Annotated in this window: 10 protein-coding genes; 9 read left to right on the top strand and 1 reads right to left on the bottom strand. The window is 70.7% G+C overall.

Annotated features, from left to right (window positions below):
- Positions 1-63 precede the first annotated feature (63 nt).
- The gene (locus ACQEWB_RS11980) at positions 64-2727 is read left to right on the top strand and encodes a PAS domain S-box protein (protein ID WP_432843762.1); all 2664 of its coding nucleotides are present in this window, start codon (positions 64-66) and stop codon (positions 2725-2727) included.
- A gap of 109 nt (positions 2728-2836) precedes the next feature.
- Here ACQEWB_RS11980 and ACQEWB_RS11975 read toward each other — a convergent pair whose 3' ends face one another.
- Positions 2837-2998 carry a hypothetical protein gene (locus tag ACQEWB_RS11975; RefSeq protein ID WP_432829932.1) on the bottom strand — a complete coding sequence of 54 codons (162 nt, stop codon included), beginning with the start codon at positions 2996-2998 and terminating at the stop codon, positions 2837-2839.
- Between the two features lie 204 nt (positions 2999-3202).
- On the opposite strand from ACQEWB_RS11975, the gene ACQEWB_RS11970 reads away from it, so the two are divergent.
- From ACQEWB_RS11970 to ACQEWB_RS11935, 8 genes are all read left to right on the top strand, one after another.
- Positions 3203-3877: a response regulator transcription factor gene (locus tag ACQEWB_RS11970; RefSeq protein ID WP_432829930.1), complete on the top strand. Its 675-nt coding sequence runs from the start codon at positions 3203-3205 to the stop codon at positions 3875-3877.
- A gap of 53 nt (positions 3878-3930) precedes the next feature.
- On the top strand, positions 3931-6015 hold the full coding sequence (gene uvrC, locus ACQEWB_RS11965; protein WP_432829928.1) for an excinuclease ABC subunit UvrC: 2085 nt from the start codon (positions 3931-3933) through the stop codon (positions 6013-6015).
- Entirely contained in the window at positions 6012-6980 is a 969-nt protein-coding gene (gene rapZ / locus ACQEWB_RS11960) for an RNase adapter RapZ (RefSeq protein WP_432829926.1), read from the top strand. The genes uvrC and rapZ overlap by 4 nt, the downstream gene beginning before the upstream one ends.
- Complete coding sequence (locus tag ACQEWB_RS11955) at positions 6977-8044, top strand: gluconeogenesis factor YvcK family protein (protein WP_432829924.1); 1068 nt, start codon at positions 6977-6979, stop codon at positions 8042-8044. The genes rapZ and ACQEWB_RS11955 overlap by 4 nt, the downstream gene beginning before the upstream one ends.
- Positions 8035-9024 (top strand): DNA-binding protein WhiA, encoded by a 990-nt coding sequence (whiA, locus tag ACQEWB_RS11950; protein ID WP_031057649.1) that lies wholly within the window; start codon positions 8035-8037, stop codon positions 9022-9024. The genes ACQEWB_RS11955 and whiA overlap by 10 nt, the downstream gene beginning before the upstream one ends.
- A 170-nt stretch (positions 9025-9194) precedes the next feature.
- Entirely contained in the window at positions 9195-12149 is a 2955-nt protein-coding gene (locus tag ACQEWB_RS11945) for a M14 family zinc carboxypeptidase (RefSeq protein ID WP_432829921.1), read from the top strand.
- Between the two features lie 228 nt (positions 12150-12377).
- Positions 12378-13388 carry a type I glyceraldehyde-3-phosphate dehydrogenase gene (gene gap / locus ACQEWB_RS11940; protein ID WP_432829919.1) on the top strand — a complete coding sequence of 337 codons (1011 nt, stop codon included), beginning with the start codon at positions 12378-12380 and terminating at the stop codon, positions 13386-13388.
- 132 nt (positions 13389-13520) lie between these two features.
- A complete protein-coding gene (locus tag ACQEWB_RS11935; RefSeq protein ID WP_432829917.1) occupies positions 13521-14732 on the top strand; it encodes a phosphoglycerate kinase in 1212 nt (403 codons plus the stop codon).
- Positions 14733-14741 lie beyond the last annotated feature (9 nt).

Below are 14741 nucleotides of genomic sequence, written 5' to 3'. Positions count from 1 at the left end.
AGGTCCCGCTCCTGGCAAGGCCGCACCCCCTTCCTCGCCCGTCTCCGCGTCGGCCGCAAGCTGATGCTGCTCGTGTTGCTCCCGGTGACCGGGATGCTGGTCTTCACCGCCTTCAGCGCCGTCGGACAGGCCGAGGAGGCGCGGACGCTGGACCGCTTCCACCAGGCGACCGGCGTGTCGTTCGCGACCACCGAGGTCTCCGACGCCGTGGCGCGCGAGCGCATCGCGGCCGTACTGGCCCGGCTGCACCCCGGCCGGGCCACCCTGGCCGAGCGGTCCACGACCCAGCGGGCCACCGACCGCGTGCTGCTGCGGGCCGCCGACCGGGCCGCCTCCTGGCCGCACTCCGACGTCGCGGGCAAGCTCGACGCCGTCAGCCGTCAACTGCACGCCGTACGCGTGGAGACCGGCACCGGCTCGCTCCGCGCCCCGGACGTCGTACAGCGCTACCAGTCCGTCGAGGACCAGCTGCTCGACACCGTCGCCGCCCTCGAGTCCGGACGCCCCACCAGGGCGGCGGGCCGCGCGGCCGACGCCCATGTCGCGCTCCTCGGGGCCATCGAGGCCGGCGAACGCGAGCGCGCCGAGGTGGCCATCCTGCTCGACGCCCCCGCCGGACGCAGCGCGGCCGCCGCCGGACGCTGGCCCGCCCTGGAGGAGGCCCAGCTGCGGGACTTCCGGCAGAACACCTCGGACCGGCTGTGGGCCGAGGTGTACACCACCCAGTTCCAGCCGCCCGGGCGGACCGTCCGCAAGGTCCGCGACCTGCTCACCGCGGCCGATCCACAGACCGCCCACTGGCCCTCGTACGACACCTGGCTGGCCGCCTCCACGGCGCGCATCGCCTCCCTGCGCGGCATCCAGGACCAGGCCGCGGCGGAACTCGCCCGCACCGCCGCACAGGAACTGGACGCCGCGAAGACCCGGGCCGTGCGCGACCTGGTCCTCTCCCTCACCGTCCTCGGCCTGGTCACCTTCCTCGCCCTGGCCCTCGGACGCTCGATCACCCGGCCGCTGGACGAGGTCTCCGCGGGCGCGCGGGCGCTGTCGGACGGCGACCTGTCGTACGACATCCGGTACGCGGGACGCGACGAACTCGGGGACGTCGCCGACACGTTCCGCGAACTGCGGGTGACCACTGAACGGCTGGCCGCCGAGATCCGTTCCATGAACACCGCGATCGACGACAACCGGCTCGGACACCGGGCCGACGTCGGCTCCTTCTACGGCACCTGGGCCCAGCTGCTGGGCGGCATGAACGGCACCATGGCGTCCTTCGCGGCCGCGCACGGCCGGCGCAGGAAGGCCGAACGGGAACTGGAGAGCATCTTCAACCTCTCCCTCGACCTGCTGTGCATCTCGGGACTCGACGGCTACCTGAAACGGGTCAACCCGGCCTTCGAACGCACCCTCGGCTACTCAGGAGAAACGCTTCTGTCCAGGCCGTACACCGAGTTCGTGCACGAGGAGGACCGGGCCGGCACCCGCGACGCCCTCGAACGGCTTGCGGTCGGCGTCGAATTGGCCGAGTTCGAGAACCGCTGGCTGCGCGCCGACGGCACCGAGTGCTGGCTGCAGTGGAGCGCCCGGCCGGTCCCCGAGGAGGGACTCATCTACGCCGCCGCCCGCGACGTCACCGAGCGGCGCCGCGCCGCCGAGGAACAGGCCGCGCTGCGCCGGGTCGCCACCCTGGTGGCGCACGGCTCGCCGCCCGCCGAGGTGTTCTCGAAGGTGGCGCAGGAGGTCGGGGACCTGCTGAGCACCAACGCGGCCGTGCTGCGCAACGAGTCCGACGGCAGCCGCACGGTCCTGGGGACCGTGCGCTGGATCCCGGACGAGCCCGAGGAGGCCACCCGCGAGGCGCGCCGGGCGGCGGCGCACGAGGCGCTGACGGAGGTGGCCCGGACCCGGCGCGCGGCCCGGGTCGGCCGGGCCGTGGCCGCGCCCATCGTCGTCGACGACCGGCTGTGGGGCTTCGTCGTCGCAGCCTCCGCACTGGACGCGCTGCCCGAGGGCACCGAGTCGCGGCTGGCCGACTTCACCGAACTGGTCGCGACCGCCATCGCCAACGCCGACAGCCGCGACCAGTTGACCGCTTCACGCGCGCGCGTGGTGGCCGCCGGGGACGCCTCCCGGCGCCGTATCGAGCGCGATCTGCACGACGGCGTCCAGCAGCGGCTGGTCGCGCTCCAACTCGATTTGCGGCTGGCCGAGTCCATGCTCGCCGACCCGACGTCCGAACTCGCCGAACAGATCGCCCACGTCAGCAAGGGCCTCGACGACGCCTTCCAGGACCTGCTCCAGGTGGCCCGCGGCATCCACCCCGCCATCCTCTCCAAGGGCGGCCTCGGCCCCGCGCTGCGCTCCCTGGCCCGCCGTTCCGCCATCCCCGTGGAGCTCGATCTGCGACTGCCGGCGTCCCGTTTCCCGGAGCAACTGGAAGTGGCCGCCTACTACGTCACCTCCGAGTGCCTCACCAACGCCGCCAAACACGCGCACGCGCGCGTGGTGCGCGTCGAGGCCGGGATCCGTGACGACGTCCTGGAGCTGACCATCGCCGACGACGGCGTCGGCGGCGCCGAGAGCGGACGGGGCTCCGGGCTCATCGGCCTGATCGACCGGGTCGAGGCGATCGGCGGCAAGCTGGCCGTCAGCAGCCCGCCGGGCCAGGGCACGACCATGCGGGTGCGGCTGCCGCTGAGCGGCGGACCCGCGGCACGGATGTGACCGCCCGGGCGTACGCGGAGGGGAGTCGTCCAGGACGGGGGGCCTTGGACTCGGTGACGTTCGCGCACGTCCGGGCGGTCATGTCGGACGGAGAGGCTGCCGTCCGGTTCTAGGGGCGGCCGGTGCCGCCGTCGCGCGCGCCGCCGAGCTGCTTGGCGCGCACTATGTCGGGGTCCCTGGGATCCAGTACGTCACTCCACGCGCGCGTGTCGTCCTGGTACCGGCGGGCGCGGACCGGCCGCCGTCGTTTCTCGATCCGCGTCCGACGCATTCCCGCAGCCCTTCGACCCGTGACCCGCCGGCTCTCGCCCGAGCCGGTCGGCCCACTTGCTCTGCACTCGTACGAGAATCGCTCCGATACGTCCTCATGTCGTCACGGCAGGCCTCCAATTCCGCTTCCGGCTAGCCGTAACCCCGCCGGTCGGGCAGGCTGTTGGGCGCGCACCGATCGGTCGGGGCAAGGGGAGCCGGGGCCATGGACGACGCATCGCAGCAGCCCGCGCGGGGACGGGTCGTCCTCGCCGACGACGACGTGTTGCTCAGGGAGGGGCTGGCCAGCCTGTGCCAGCGGGTCGGCTACGAGGTGGTGGGGCAGGCCGGCGACGCCACGCGGCTCCTGGACCTGGTCGCCACACACCGACCCGACCTCGCGATCGTCGACATAAGAATGCCGCCGGACCACTCCACCGAGGGCCTCAAGGCGGCCCGCACCATCCGGGACCGCCACCCCGACACCGGCATCCTCGTGCTGTCGGCGTTCGTCGAGGTGGAGGAGGCCCTGGAGCTGCTCGCCAGCGGCCGCAAGATCGGCTACCTGCTCAAGAGCCGGGTCACGGTCGTCGACGAGTTCATCGAGGCCCTGGAGCGCATCCACCGGGGCGGCTCGGTCGTCGACCCCTCCCTGGTGCAGGAGCTGTTCTCGGTCCACCGCCGCGACGACCCGCTGTCCCACCTGAGCGCCCGTGAGAAGGAGGTCCTCGCGCTGATGGCCGAGGGCCGCTCCAACGCCGGCATCGGCCGTCGGCTGTGGGTCACCGAGGGCACGGTGGAGAAACACGTCCGTAGCATCCTCGGCAAACTCCACCTCACCGAGGACACCGACGACCACCGCCGGGTACTGGCCGTACTGACCTTCCTGGAGACCCACTAGGCGTTGTCCACAGGCCCGCCGGACTGTCGGTCCCCGCCAGTAGGGTGTGAGACATGGCCGACCCCTCCAGCTACCGCCCCAAGCCGGGACAGATCCCGGACTCTCCCGGGGTGTACAGGTTCCGTGACGAGCACCGCCGGGTGATCTACGTCGGAAAGGCGAAGAGCCTGCGCCAGCGCCTGGCGAACTACTTCCAGGACCTGGTGAACCTGCACCCGCGCACCCGGACGATGGTCACCACCGCCGCGTCCGTGGAGTGGACCGTGGTGTCCACGGAGGTCGAGGCCCTCCAGCTGGAGTACTCCTGGATCAAGGAGTACGACCCCCGGTTCAACGTCAAGTACCGCGACGACAAGAGCTATCCGTACCTCGCGGTGACGATGAACGAGGAGTTCCCGCGCGTCCAGGTGATGCGCGGCCACAAGCGCAAGGGCGTCCGCTACTTCGGGCCGTACGGGCACGCGTGGGCGATCCGCGACACCGTCGACCTGCTGCTGCGCGTCTTCCCCGTGCGCACCTGCTCGGCCGGCGTCTTCAAGAACGCCACCCGCACCGGCCGCCCCTGCCTGCTCGGCTACATCGGCAAGTGCTCGGCACCCTGCGTCGAGCGCGTCTCGGCCGAGGAGCACCGCGAACTGGCCGAGGAGTTCTGCGACTTCATGGCCGGCCGCACCGGCACGTACATCCGCCGTCTGGAGAAGGAGATGACGGAGGCGGCCGAGGAGATGGAGTACGAGCGGGCCGCCCGCCTGCGCGACGACATCGAGGCCCTGAAGAAGGCCATGGAGAAGAACGCGGTCGTGCTCGCCGACGCGACCGACGCCGACCTGATCGCGGTCGCCGAGGACGAGCTGGAGGCGGCCGTCCAGATCTTCCACGTCCGTGGCGGACGCGTGCGCGGCCAGCGCGGCTGGGTCACCGACAAGGTCGAGGAGATCACCACCGGCGCCCTCGTCGAGCACGCCCTTCAACAGCTCTACGGCGAGGAGAAGGGCGACTCCGTCCCCAAGGAGGTCCTCGTCCCCGCCCTGCCCGACCCGGTCGAGCCGGTCCAGGAGTGGCTGGCCGACCGCCGGGGCTCGGGAGTCTCGCTGCGCATCCCGCAGCGCGGCGACAAGAAGGCCCTGATGGAGACGGTCGAGCGCAACGCCCAGCAGGCCCTCGCCCTGCACAAGACCAAGCGCGCCTCCGACCTCACCACGCGCTCGCGTGCCCTGGAGGAGATCGCCGAGGCCCTCGACCTGGACAGCGCCCCGCTGCGGATCGAGTGCTACGACATCTCCCACCTCCAGGGCGACGACGTGGTCGCGTCCATGGTCGTCTTCGAGGACGGTCTCCAGCGCAAGAGCGAGTACCGCCGCTTCCAGATCAAGGGCTTCGAGGGCCAGGACGACGTCCGCTCCATGCACGAGGTGATCAACCGCCGCTTCCGGCGCTACCTCGCCGAGAAGGAGAAGACGGGGGAGTGGGTCGACGACGGCCACGAGGACGGCCTCGCCGGCGGCCCGGAGAACGGCCTCACCGGCCCCGCGGAGAACGGCCTGAAGGACGAGGACGGCCGCCCCAGGAAGTTCGCCTACCCGCCCCAGCTCGTCGTCGTCGACGGCGGCCAGCCGCAGGTCGCGGCCGCCAAGAAGGCCCTCGACGAGCTCGGCATCGACGACGTGGCCGTCTGCGGCCTCGCCAAGCGGTTGGAGGAGGTCTGGCTGCCGGACGACGACGACCCGGTGGTCCTGCCCCGCACCAGCGAGGGCCTCTACCTGCTGCAACGCGTCCGTGACGAGGCGCACCGGTTCGCGATCACCTACCAGCGCACCAAACGGGCCAAGCGTTTCCGGTCGAGCCCCTTGGACGACGTGGCCGGCCTCGGCGAGGCTCGTAAACAGGCAGTTCTTAAGCATTTCGGTTCGTTGAAGAAACTTCGATCCGCCACCATCGACCAGATCTGCGAGGTTCCCGGCATAGGCCGCAAGACGGCCGAGAGCATCGCCGTGGCCCTCGCCCAGGCGGCTCCGGCCGCACCCGCCGTCAACACGGCCACTGGAGAGATCATGGAGGAGGAACCCGGCACCATGGGTTCCGGTGGGGAGCCCGTGACGACGGGCGCCCCGGACGAACGACGGGGGCAGGAGACATGAACGTGAACAAGCACGACGAGCAAGACGGGCAACAGGACCAGGGCGGAGACGGAGCACAGGTGAGTACGGGCACGACCAGCGAGACGGCCGCGGTTCCCGACGCGGCCATCCCCGAGCTGGTGATCATCTCCGGCATGTCCGGGGCGGGAAGGTCGACGGCCGCCAAGTGTCTGGAGGACCTCGGCTGGTTCGTCGTCGACAACCTGCCGCCGGCGTTGATCCCCACCATGGTGGAGCTCGGCGCCCGCTCGCAGGGCAACGTGGCACGCATCGCGGTCGTCGTCGACGTCCGCGGCCGCCGCTTCTTCGACAACCTCCGCGAGTCGCTCGCCGACCTCGACGGCAGGGGCGTCACCCGGCGGATCGTCTTCCTGGAGTCCTCCGACGACGCCCTGGTGCGCCGCTTCGAGTCGGTGCGCCGCCCGCACCCCCTCCAGGGCGACGGACGCATCGTCGACGGCATCGCCGCCGAGCGCGAGCTGCTCCGCGAGCTGCGCGGCGACGCCGACCTGGTGATCGACACCTCCAGCCTGAACGTGCACGAGCTGCGCGCCAAGATGGACGCCCAGTTCGCGGGCGAGGAGGAGCCCGAGCTGCGGGCCACCGTCATGTCCTTCGGCTTCAAATACGGCCTCCCGGTCGACGCCGACCTCGTGGCGGACATGCGCTTCCTGCCCAACCCGCACTGGGTCCCGGAGCTGCGCCCCTTCACCGGCCTCAACGAGGAGGTGTCGGCGTACGTCTTCAACCAGCCCGGCGCCAAGGAGTTCCTCGACCGCTACGCCGAGCTGCTCAGGCTCATCGCGGCCGGCTACCGCCGCGAGGGCAAGCGGTACGTGACGATCGCCATCGGCTGCACGGGCGGCAAGCACCGCTCGGTCGCCACGTCGGAGAAGCTCGCCGCGCGCCTCGCGGCCGAGGGTGTGGAGACGGTGGTCGTGCACCGGGACATGGGACGCGAATGACGGAACGTTCTTCGCGGCTGAGCAGGCTGCGCCGGGTGGTGCCCGAGTCACGCGCGGGCCGGCCCGTCGAGGCCCGCGGTGCCCGGCCGCGCCGGCGCGGTGCCCAGCCCAAGGTCGTCGCGCTGGGCGGCGGCATGGGCCTGTCCGCCTCGCTCGCCGCACTGCGCCGGATCACCGGCGACCTCACGGCCGTCGTCACCGTGGCCGACGACGGCGGCTCCAGCGGCCGCCTCCGTGACGAGCTGGGCGTGCTGCCGCCCGGCGACCTGCGCAAGGCGCTGGCCGCGCTGTGCGGCGACGACGACTGGGGCCAGACCTGGGCCCGCGTCATCCAGCACCGCTTCCAGTCCAAGGGGGACCTGCACGAGCACGCGGTCGGCAACCTGCTGATCGTCGCCCTCTGGGAGCAGCTCGGCGACCACGTCCAGGCCCTCGACCTGGTCGGCAGGCTGCTCGGCGCGCACGGGCGCGTGCTGCCCATGTCCGCCGTACCCCTGGAGCTGCAGGCCCTGGTCAAGGGGCACGACCCGGGGCGGCCTGAGGACGTGGACACCGTGCGGGGGCAGGCGACCGTGGCGCTCACGCCCGGCGAGGTGCAGTCCGTGCACCTGGTGCCGCACGACCCGCCCGCCGTGCCCGAAGCCGTCGAGGCGGTCCTGGACGCCGACTGGGTGGTCCTCGGGCCGGGCTCCTGGTTCTCCTCGGTCATCCCGCACCTGCTGGTGCCGGAACTGCTGGACGCGCTCACCGAGACGAAGGCGCGCCGGGTACTCTCGCTGAACCTCGCGCCGCAGCCCGGAGAAACCGACGGCTTCTCCCCGCAGCGTCATTTGGAGGTTTTGGGACGACACGCCCCTAAACTCGCCCTGGACGTGGTGCTGGCCGACGAGGCCGCCGTGCCCGACCGTGCGTTGCTCACCGAAGCCGCCAAGCGGCTCGGCGCCGCGGTCGAGCTGGCGCCGGTGGCCCGGCCGGACGGAACTCCAACGCACGACCCGGAGCTGTTGGCCGCCGCGTACGACCGTATTTTTCGGATGCATGGAAGGATCGGCCCATGGCGATGACGGCAGCGGTGAAGGACGAGATCTCCCGGCTCCCCGTCACCCGGACCTGCTGCAGAAAGGCGGAGGTCTCCGCCATTCTGCGGTTCGCCGGCGGCCTCCACCTGGTCAGCGGGCGCATCGTGATCGAGGCGGAGCTGGACACCGCGATGGCGGCCCGGCGCCTGAAGCGGGACATCCTGGAGATCTTCGGCCACTCCTCCGAGCTGATCGTGATGGCGCCCGGCGGACTGCGCCGGGGCTCGCGTTACGTGGTGCGGGTGGTCGCCGGCGGTGATCAGCTGGCCCGGCAGACCGGCCTGGTGGACGGGCGGGGCCGCCCGATCCGCGGGCTGCCCCCGCAGGTGGTCTCGGGGGCCACCTGCGACGCCGAGGCCGCCTGGCGCGGCGCCTTCCTGGCGCACGGCTCGCTCACCGAGCCCGGCCGCTCCTCCTCTCTGGAGGTGACCTGCCCCGGCCCCGAGGCCGCCCTCGCTCTGGTCGGCGCGGCACGCCGGCTGTCGATCGCAGCCAAGGCCCGCGAGGTGCGCGGGGTCGACCGGGTCGTCGTCCGTGACGGTGACGCGATCGGCGCCCTGCTGACCCGCCTCGGCGCGCACGAGTCGGTGCTGGCCTGGGAGGAGCGCCGGATGCGCCGCGAGGTGCGCGCCACGGCGAACCGTCTCGCCAACTTCGACGACGCCAACCTCCGCCGCTCCGCGCGCGCGGCCGTCGCGGCCGGAGCCAGGGTCCAGCGCGCCCTTGAGATCCTCGCCGACGACGTGCCCGAGCACCTCGCGGCCGCCGGCCGGCTGCGCATGGAGCACAAGCAGGCCTCGCTGGAGGAGTTGGGCGCGCTCGCCGACCCGCCGCTGACCAAGGACGCGGTCGCCGGCCGTATCCGCCGACTGCTCGCGATGGCCGACAAGCGCGCCTCCGACCTCGGCATCCCGGGCACGGAGTCCAGCATCACCGAGGAGATGGCCGACAACCTGGTCGGCTGACGCCGCGTCAAGATCGCTCAACACGTCGGTGCCGGCACCCACTTGGGGTGCCGGCACCGACGTATGTCTGCGCTCGTTTGTCTGTCTTTGAGGCGCTCTTGACTCGATCATGAACTGTCATGAGCCTGGCATCTGTTCGCTGCTGTGGCGGACCACTGCTAGGGGGGTTCATGAGACCTAGAGCGAGATCGATCCTCGCTGTCGGCGCGCTCCTGATCGGCGGAGCGAGCCTCGCACCCATCGCGCAGGCGCAGAACGGGACTTCACAGGGGAACGACCCGAACGAGGTCAACGTCTACCGTGCCGACGTCACGGCCAAGCAGGTACCCCTGCTGCTGGCCGCCGGACAGGACGGTCACGAACTCGGCGAGCAGGTTCCCGCGAAGGGGACGGCCACCGTCGAGGTCTACCTCACCGACCAGCAGGCCAAGTCCCTCGAGAAGAAGGGCGTCGACCTCACCGAGCACACACTTTCGGCCAAGGCCGAGGCGCGGGTCGAGGACGCCGCCCAGGGCGTGTACCGCCCGTACAGCGGGAGCGGCGGCCTGAAGGAGGAGATCGTCCGCACCGGCCAGGAGAACCCCGGCCTCACCAAGGTCGTCTCCATCGGCAAGACGATCAACGGCCAGGACATCCTCGCCGTCAAGCTCACCAAGGGCGCGAAGAAGACCAAGGACGGCTCGAAGCCCTCGGTCCTCTACATGTCCAACCAGCACGCGCGCGAGTGGATCACGCCGGAGATGACCCGGCGTCTGATGCACTACTACCTCGACAACTACAAGACCGACAAACGCGTCAAGAAGATCGTCGACTCCACCGAACTGTGGTTCGTGATCTCGGCCAACCCCGACGGCTACGACTACACCTTCCAGAACTCCGACACCCGCCTGTGGCGCAAGAACCTGCGGGACGTCAACGGGGACGGTGTCATCTCCACCGGCGACGGCGTCGACCTCAACCGCAACTTCGCCTACAAGTGGGGCTACGACGACGAGGGTTCGTCCCCCAACCCCACCAGTCAGACCTACCGCGGCGCGAGCCCGGGCTCCGAGCCCGAGACCAAGGACCTGGACGCCTTCGAGAAGCGGATCGGCTTCTCGTACGGCATCAACTACCACTCCGCCGCCGAACTTCTCCTCTACGGCGTCGGCTGGCAGGTCGCCACGCCCACCCCGGACGACGTCCTCTACAAGGCGCTCGCCGGTACGCCGGACAACTCCGCGATCCCCGGCTACCGCCCGCAGGTCTCCTCGGAGCTGTACACGACCAACGGCGAGGCGGACGGCCACGCGGCCAACGTCAACGGCATGTCGATGTTCACCCCGGAGATGTCGACCTGCCAGACGGCCTCGAACATCGATCCGAACGACCAGTGGAACGCGGCCGACTGCCAGTCCGTGTTCAACTTCCCGGACGACGAGAAGCTGATCCAGGACGAGTTCCTGAAGAACATCCCGTTCGCGCTCTCGGTCGCCGAGACCGCCGCGCACCCGGACACGCCGTCCTCCTCGCTGGGCCTGACGGCTGCCGACTTCACGCCGGCCAAGTTCGCCACCTCGTACTCGCGCGGCGCCGACCAGGAGGTCTCGGTCGTCGTACGCAAGTCCGTGCGCGACAAGGAGCTCAAGTACCGCGTCAACGGCGGCCGTACGCAGGAAGGGGCGCTCAAGTCCTGGAAGGGCGGCGAGACCTACGGCGGCGAGGACAACCTCCACTTCGACGAGTACCGGGCCAAGGTCAGGGACGGCGACCCGGGCGACAAGGTCGAGGTCTGGTTCACCGGTGAGACGAAGAGCGGCAAGAAGGTCGCCAGCGAGCACTTCACCTACACCGTCGCGCAGCGCGCCAAGGCCGACACCCTGGTCGTCGCCGAGGAGGGCGCGGCCGCCACGCAGGCGCAGACCTACGTGGACGCGCTGAAGGCCAACGGCCACAAGGCGATCGTCTGGGACGTCGCCACCCAGGGCGCGCCCGACGCGCTCGGCGTCCTGGACCACTTCGGCACCGTCGTCCACTACACGGGCGCGAGCGTCCCCGGCGTCGCCACCCAGCTCCAGCTGCGCGCCTTCCTCAACGAGGGCGGGAAGCTGATCGAGGCGGGCGAGCAGGCCGGCGGCAACGTCGACCTCGGCGGCGGCACTCTTTCGGACGACTTCAGCCAGTACTACCTGGGCGCCTACTCGCGTACGTCCACGCCCGGGGCCACCGGCTTCACCGGCTCCGGCAAGCTCGACGGCGCCGGCGCGGCCCTCGGCGCGGCCCCCGGCAACCCGCTCGACAAGGCGGGCACCTACGGCGTCACCTCCGAGGAACTGCCCGTCGACAAGTACCCGCAGTTCGCGAGCGCGGGCGCGGGCCAGTTCGCCGGCACCGTCAACCCGTACGGTCCGTACGCCGGTTCGTACATGGCCGCGGCCGTGCACACCGACGACGCCTACAAGCGCCTCACCCGCACCATCGACCTCACCGGCGTGACCGCGGCCGACCAGCCGACCCTGCGCAGCCAACTGCTGTGGGACACCGAACCCGGCTACGACAACGCGATCGTCGAGGCCCACACGGTCGGGGCCGACGACTGGACCACGCTCCCCGACAAGAACGGCGCCACCAGCACCGCCGTACCCGCGGAGTGCGGAGCCGGCTTCTACGTCGGCGAGCACCCCTGGCTGAAGCACTACCTGACGCTGACCGGCAACAGCTGCACCGCGTCCGGCACCTCCGGCCAGTGGAACGCCTTCACCGGCGCCTCCAGCGGCTGGCAGCAGGTGAACTTCGACCTGAGCGCCTACGCCGGCAAGCAGATCGAGGTCTCGATCAGCTACGTCACCGACCCGGGCACCGGCGGCCACGGCGTCCTCGCCGACGACGCCTCGCTCGTCATCGGCGGCACGGCGACCCAGACCGAGGGCTTCGAGACCTCGCTCGGCGCCTGGAGCGTGCCCGGACCGCCCGCGGGCAGCCCGGCCGTGCTCAGGGACTGGGCGCGCACCGGAACGCTGTTCCAGACCTACGGTGCCGTGACCACCGACCGGACCGTGCTGCTGGGCTTCGGCCTGGAGCACGTCACCGCGGCGGCGGACCGCAACACCCTCGTCAAGAAGGCCCTCGCGGCCCTCGAAGGGTGAACACCCTGGTCAATGATGACTAGCTCACCGTAGTCAAAAAGAGTGATCGGGCCTTCCGGCCCGGGCGGTCCGTACCCCTACTGGCGGGTACGGACCGCCTGCCCGTGTATGGGGCATCTCGATGTCACTCGGCGGCTCTCAGGGAGGTAGGGTCATGGGTGGTCGGGGACATCCCAAACAGAGCTCGCCGGCACCGCATGGCCGGCGTACCAACGAGGAGATCGGTTCGTGACGATCCGCGTAGGCATCAACGGCTTCGGTCGTATCGGTCGCAACTACTTCCGCGCACTGCTGGAGCAGGGTGCTGACATCGAGATCGTGGCTGTCAACGACCTGGGTGACACCGCGACCACCGCTCACCTGCTGAAGTACGACACCATCCTGGGCCGCCTCAAGGCCGAGGTCTCGCACACCGCCGACACGATCACCGTCGACGGCCACACCATCAAGGTCCTGTCCGAGCGCAACCCCGCCGACATCCCGTGGGGCGAGCTGGGCGTCGACATCGTCATCGAGTCGACCGGCATCTTCACCAAGAAGGCCGACGCCGAGAAGCACATCGCCGGCGGCGCCAAGAAGGTCCTCATCTCGGCTCCGGCCAAGGATGAGGACATCACCATCGTGATGGGTGTCAACCAGGACAAGTACGACGCGGCCAACCACCACGTCATCTCCAACGCCTCCTGCACCACCAACTGTGTGGCGCCGATGGCCAAGGTCCTCGACGAGAACTTCGGCATCGTCAAGGGCCTGATGACGACGGTCCACGCGTACACCAACGACCAGCGCATCCTGGACTTCCCGCACTCGGACCTGCGCCGCGCCCGCGCCGCCGCCGAGAACATCATCCCGACCACGACGGGTGCCGCGAAGGCCACCGCCCTGGTCCTCCCGCAGCTCAAGGGCAAGCTGGACGGCATCGCCATGCGCGTCCCGGTCCCGACCGGCTCGGCCACCGACCTGGTCGTGACGCTTCAGCGCGAGGTCACCAAGGACGAGGTCAACGCCGCGTTCAAGAAGGCCTCCGAGGACGGCGACCTGGCGGGCTACCTGTCGTACACCGAGGACCCGATCGTCTCCTCGGACATCGTCAGCGACCCGGCCTCCTGCACCTTCGACTCCTCCCTGACCATGGTCCAGGAGGGCAACACGGTGAAGATCCTCGGCTGGTACGACAACGAGTGGGGCTACTCCAACCGCCTCGTCGACCTCACGGTCTTCGTGGGCAACCAGCTCTGATCTGATCCACAGAGCAGGCAACTCGATGTGAACGCAGGGCTCGGGCGGCGCAGGGACGCGCCGCCCGGGCCCTGACTCGCGTACGCAGCAGCCCTCGTACGATCAGAGCAACCCTCACCAGGAGCCTCCCTAATGAAGACGATCGACGAACTTCTCGCCGAAGGCGTGGACAACAAGCGGGTCTTCGTCCGCGCCGACCTCAACGTGCCGCTCGCCGACGGCCTCATCACCGACGACGGCCGCATCCGCGCCGTACTGCCCACCGTCAAGGCCCTCGCCGAGGCGGGCGCCAAGGTGGTCGTCGCCTCGCACCTGGGCCGCCCCAAGGGCGCCCCGGACCCGGCCTTCTCCCTGCTCCCGGCCGCCGAGCGGCTCGCCGAACTCCTCGGCGCCCCGGTCGCCTTCGCCCAGGACACCGTCGGGCCCGCCGCCCACGACGCGGTCAACGGCCTTCAGCCCGGCCAGGTCGCGGTCATCGAGAACCTGCGCTTCAACGCCGGTGAGACGTCCAAGGACGACACCGAGCGTGGTGAGTTCGCGGACCAGCTGGCCGCCCTCGCCGATGTCTACGTCGGTGACGGGTTCGGCGCCGTGCACCGCAAGCACGCCTCCGTGTACGACCTCCCGGCCCGCCTGCCGCACTACGCCGGCTACCTCATCGCCACCGAGGTCGGCGTCCTGAAGAAGCTCACCGACGAGGTCCAGCGGCCCTACGTGGTCGTGCTCGGCGGCGCCAAGGTCTCCGACAAGCTCGCCGTCATCGACGAGCTGCTCGGCAGGGCCGACCGCATCCTCATCGGCGGCGGCATGGCCTTCACCTTCCTCAAGGCCAAGGGCCACGAGGTCGGCGCCTCCCTCCTCCAGGAGGACCAGATCCCGGCGGTCCTGGAGTACATCGAGCGCGCCGAGAAGACCGGCGTCGAGCTGGTCCTGCCGGTCGACGCCGTGGTCGCCCCCGCCTTCCCGGACCTGAAGACCAAGGCCCCGGCCGGCGCCACCACCGTCGCCGCGGAGGCCATCCCGGCCGACGGGATGGGCCTGGACATCGGCCCGGCCTCCGGCAAGCTGTACGCCTCGAAGATCACCGACGCCGCCACCGTCTTCTGGAACGGCCCGATGGGCGTCTTCGAGCACCCCGAATTCGCCGAGGGCACCAAGGCGGTCGCCCAGGCTCTCCTCGACTCCTCGGCCTTCACGGTCGTCGGCGGTGGCGACTCCGCCGCCGCCGTCCGCATCCTGGGCTTCGACGAGACCGCATTCGGCCACATCTCTACCGGCGGCGGCGCCTCCCTCGAATACCTCGAGGGCAAGACGCTCCCCGGGCTCGCCGCACTGGAGGACTGACCTACATGG

The organism is Streptomyces sp. CA-249302, assembly GCF_050936785.1.
Lineage (GTDB): Bacteria > Actinomycetota > Actinomycetes > Streptomycetales > Streptomycetaceae > Streptomyces.
The sequence above is the reverse complement of the archived record's forward strand: the minus strand, read 5'-3'. Positions and strand labels throughout refer to the sequence as shown.

Coding starts and splice junctions, on each gene's coding strand:
- ACQEWB_RS11980 (WP_432843762.1), top strand. CDS start 64: ATGCTGCTCGTGTTGCTCCCGGTGACCGGGATGCTGGTCTTCACCGCC.
- ACQEWB_RS11975 (WP_432829932.1), bottom strand. CDS start 2,998: ATGCGTCGGACGCGGATCGAGAAACGACGGCGGCCGGTCCGCGCCCGC.
- ACQEWB_RS11970 (WP_432829930.1), top strand. CDS start 3,203: ATGGACGACGCATCGCAGCAGCCCGCGCGGGGACGGGTCGTCCTCGCC.
- uvrC (WP_432829928.1), top strand. CDS start 3,931: ATGGCCGACCCCTCCAGCTACCGCCCCAAGCCGGGACAGATCCCGGAC.
- rapZ (WP_432829926.1), top strand. CDS start 6,012: ATGAACGTGAACAAGCACGACGAGCAAGACGGGCAACAGGACCAGGGC.
- ACQEWB_RS11955 (WP_432829924.1), top strand. CDS start 6,977: ATGACGGAACGTTCTTCGCGGCTGAGCAGGCTGCGCCGGGTGGTGCCC.
- whiA (WP_031057649.1), top strand. CDS start 8,035: ATGGCGATGACGGCAGCGGTGAAGGACGAGATCTCCCGGCTCCCCGTC.
- ACQEWB_RS11945 (WP_432829921.1), top strand. CDS start 9,195: ATGAGACCTAGAGCGAGATCGATCCTCGCTGTCGGCGCGCTCCTGATC.
- ACQEWB_RS11935 (WP_432829917.1), top strand. CDS start 13,521: ATGAAGACGATCGACGAACTTCTCGCCGAAGGCGTGGACAACAAGCGG.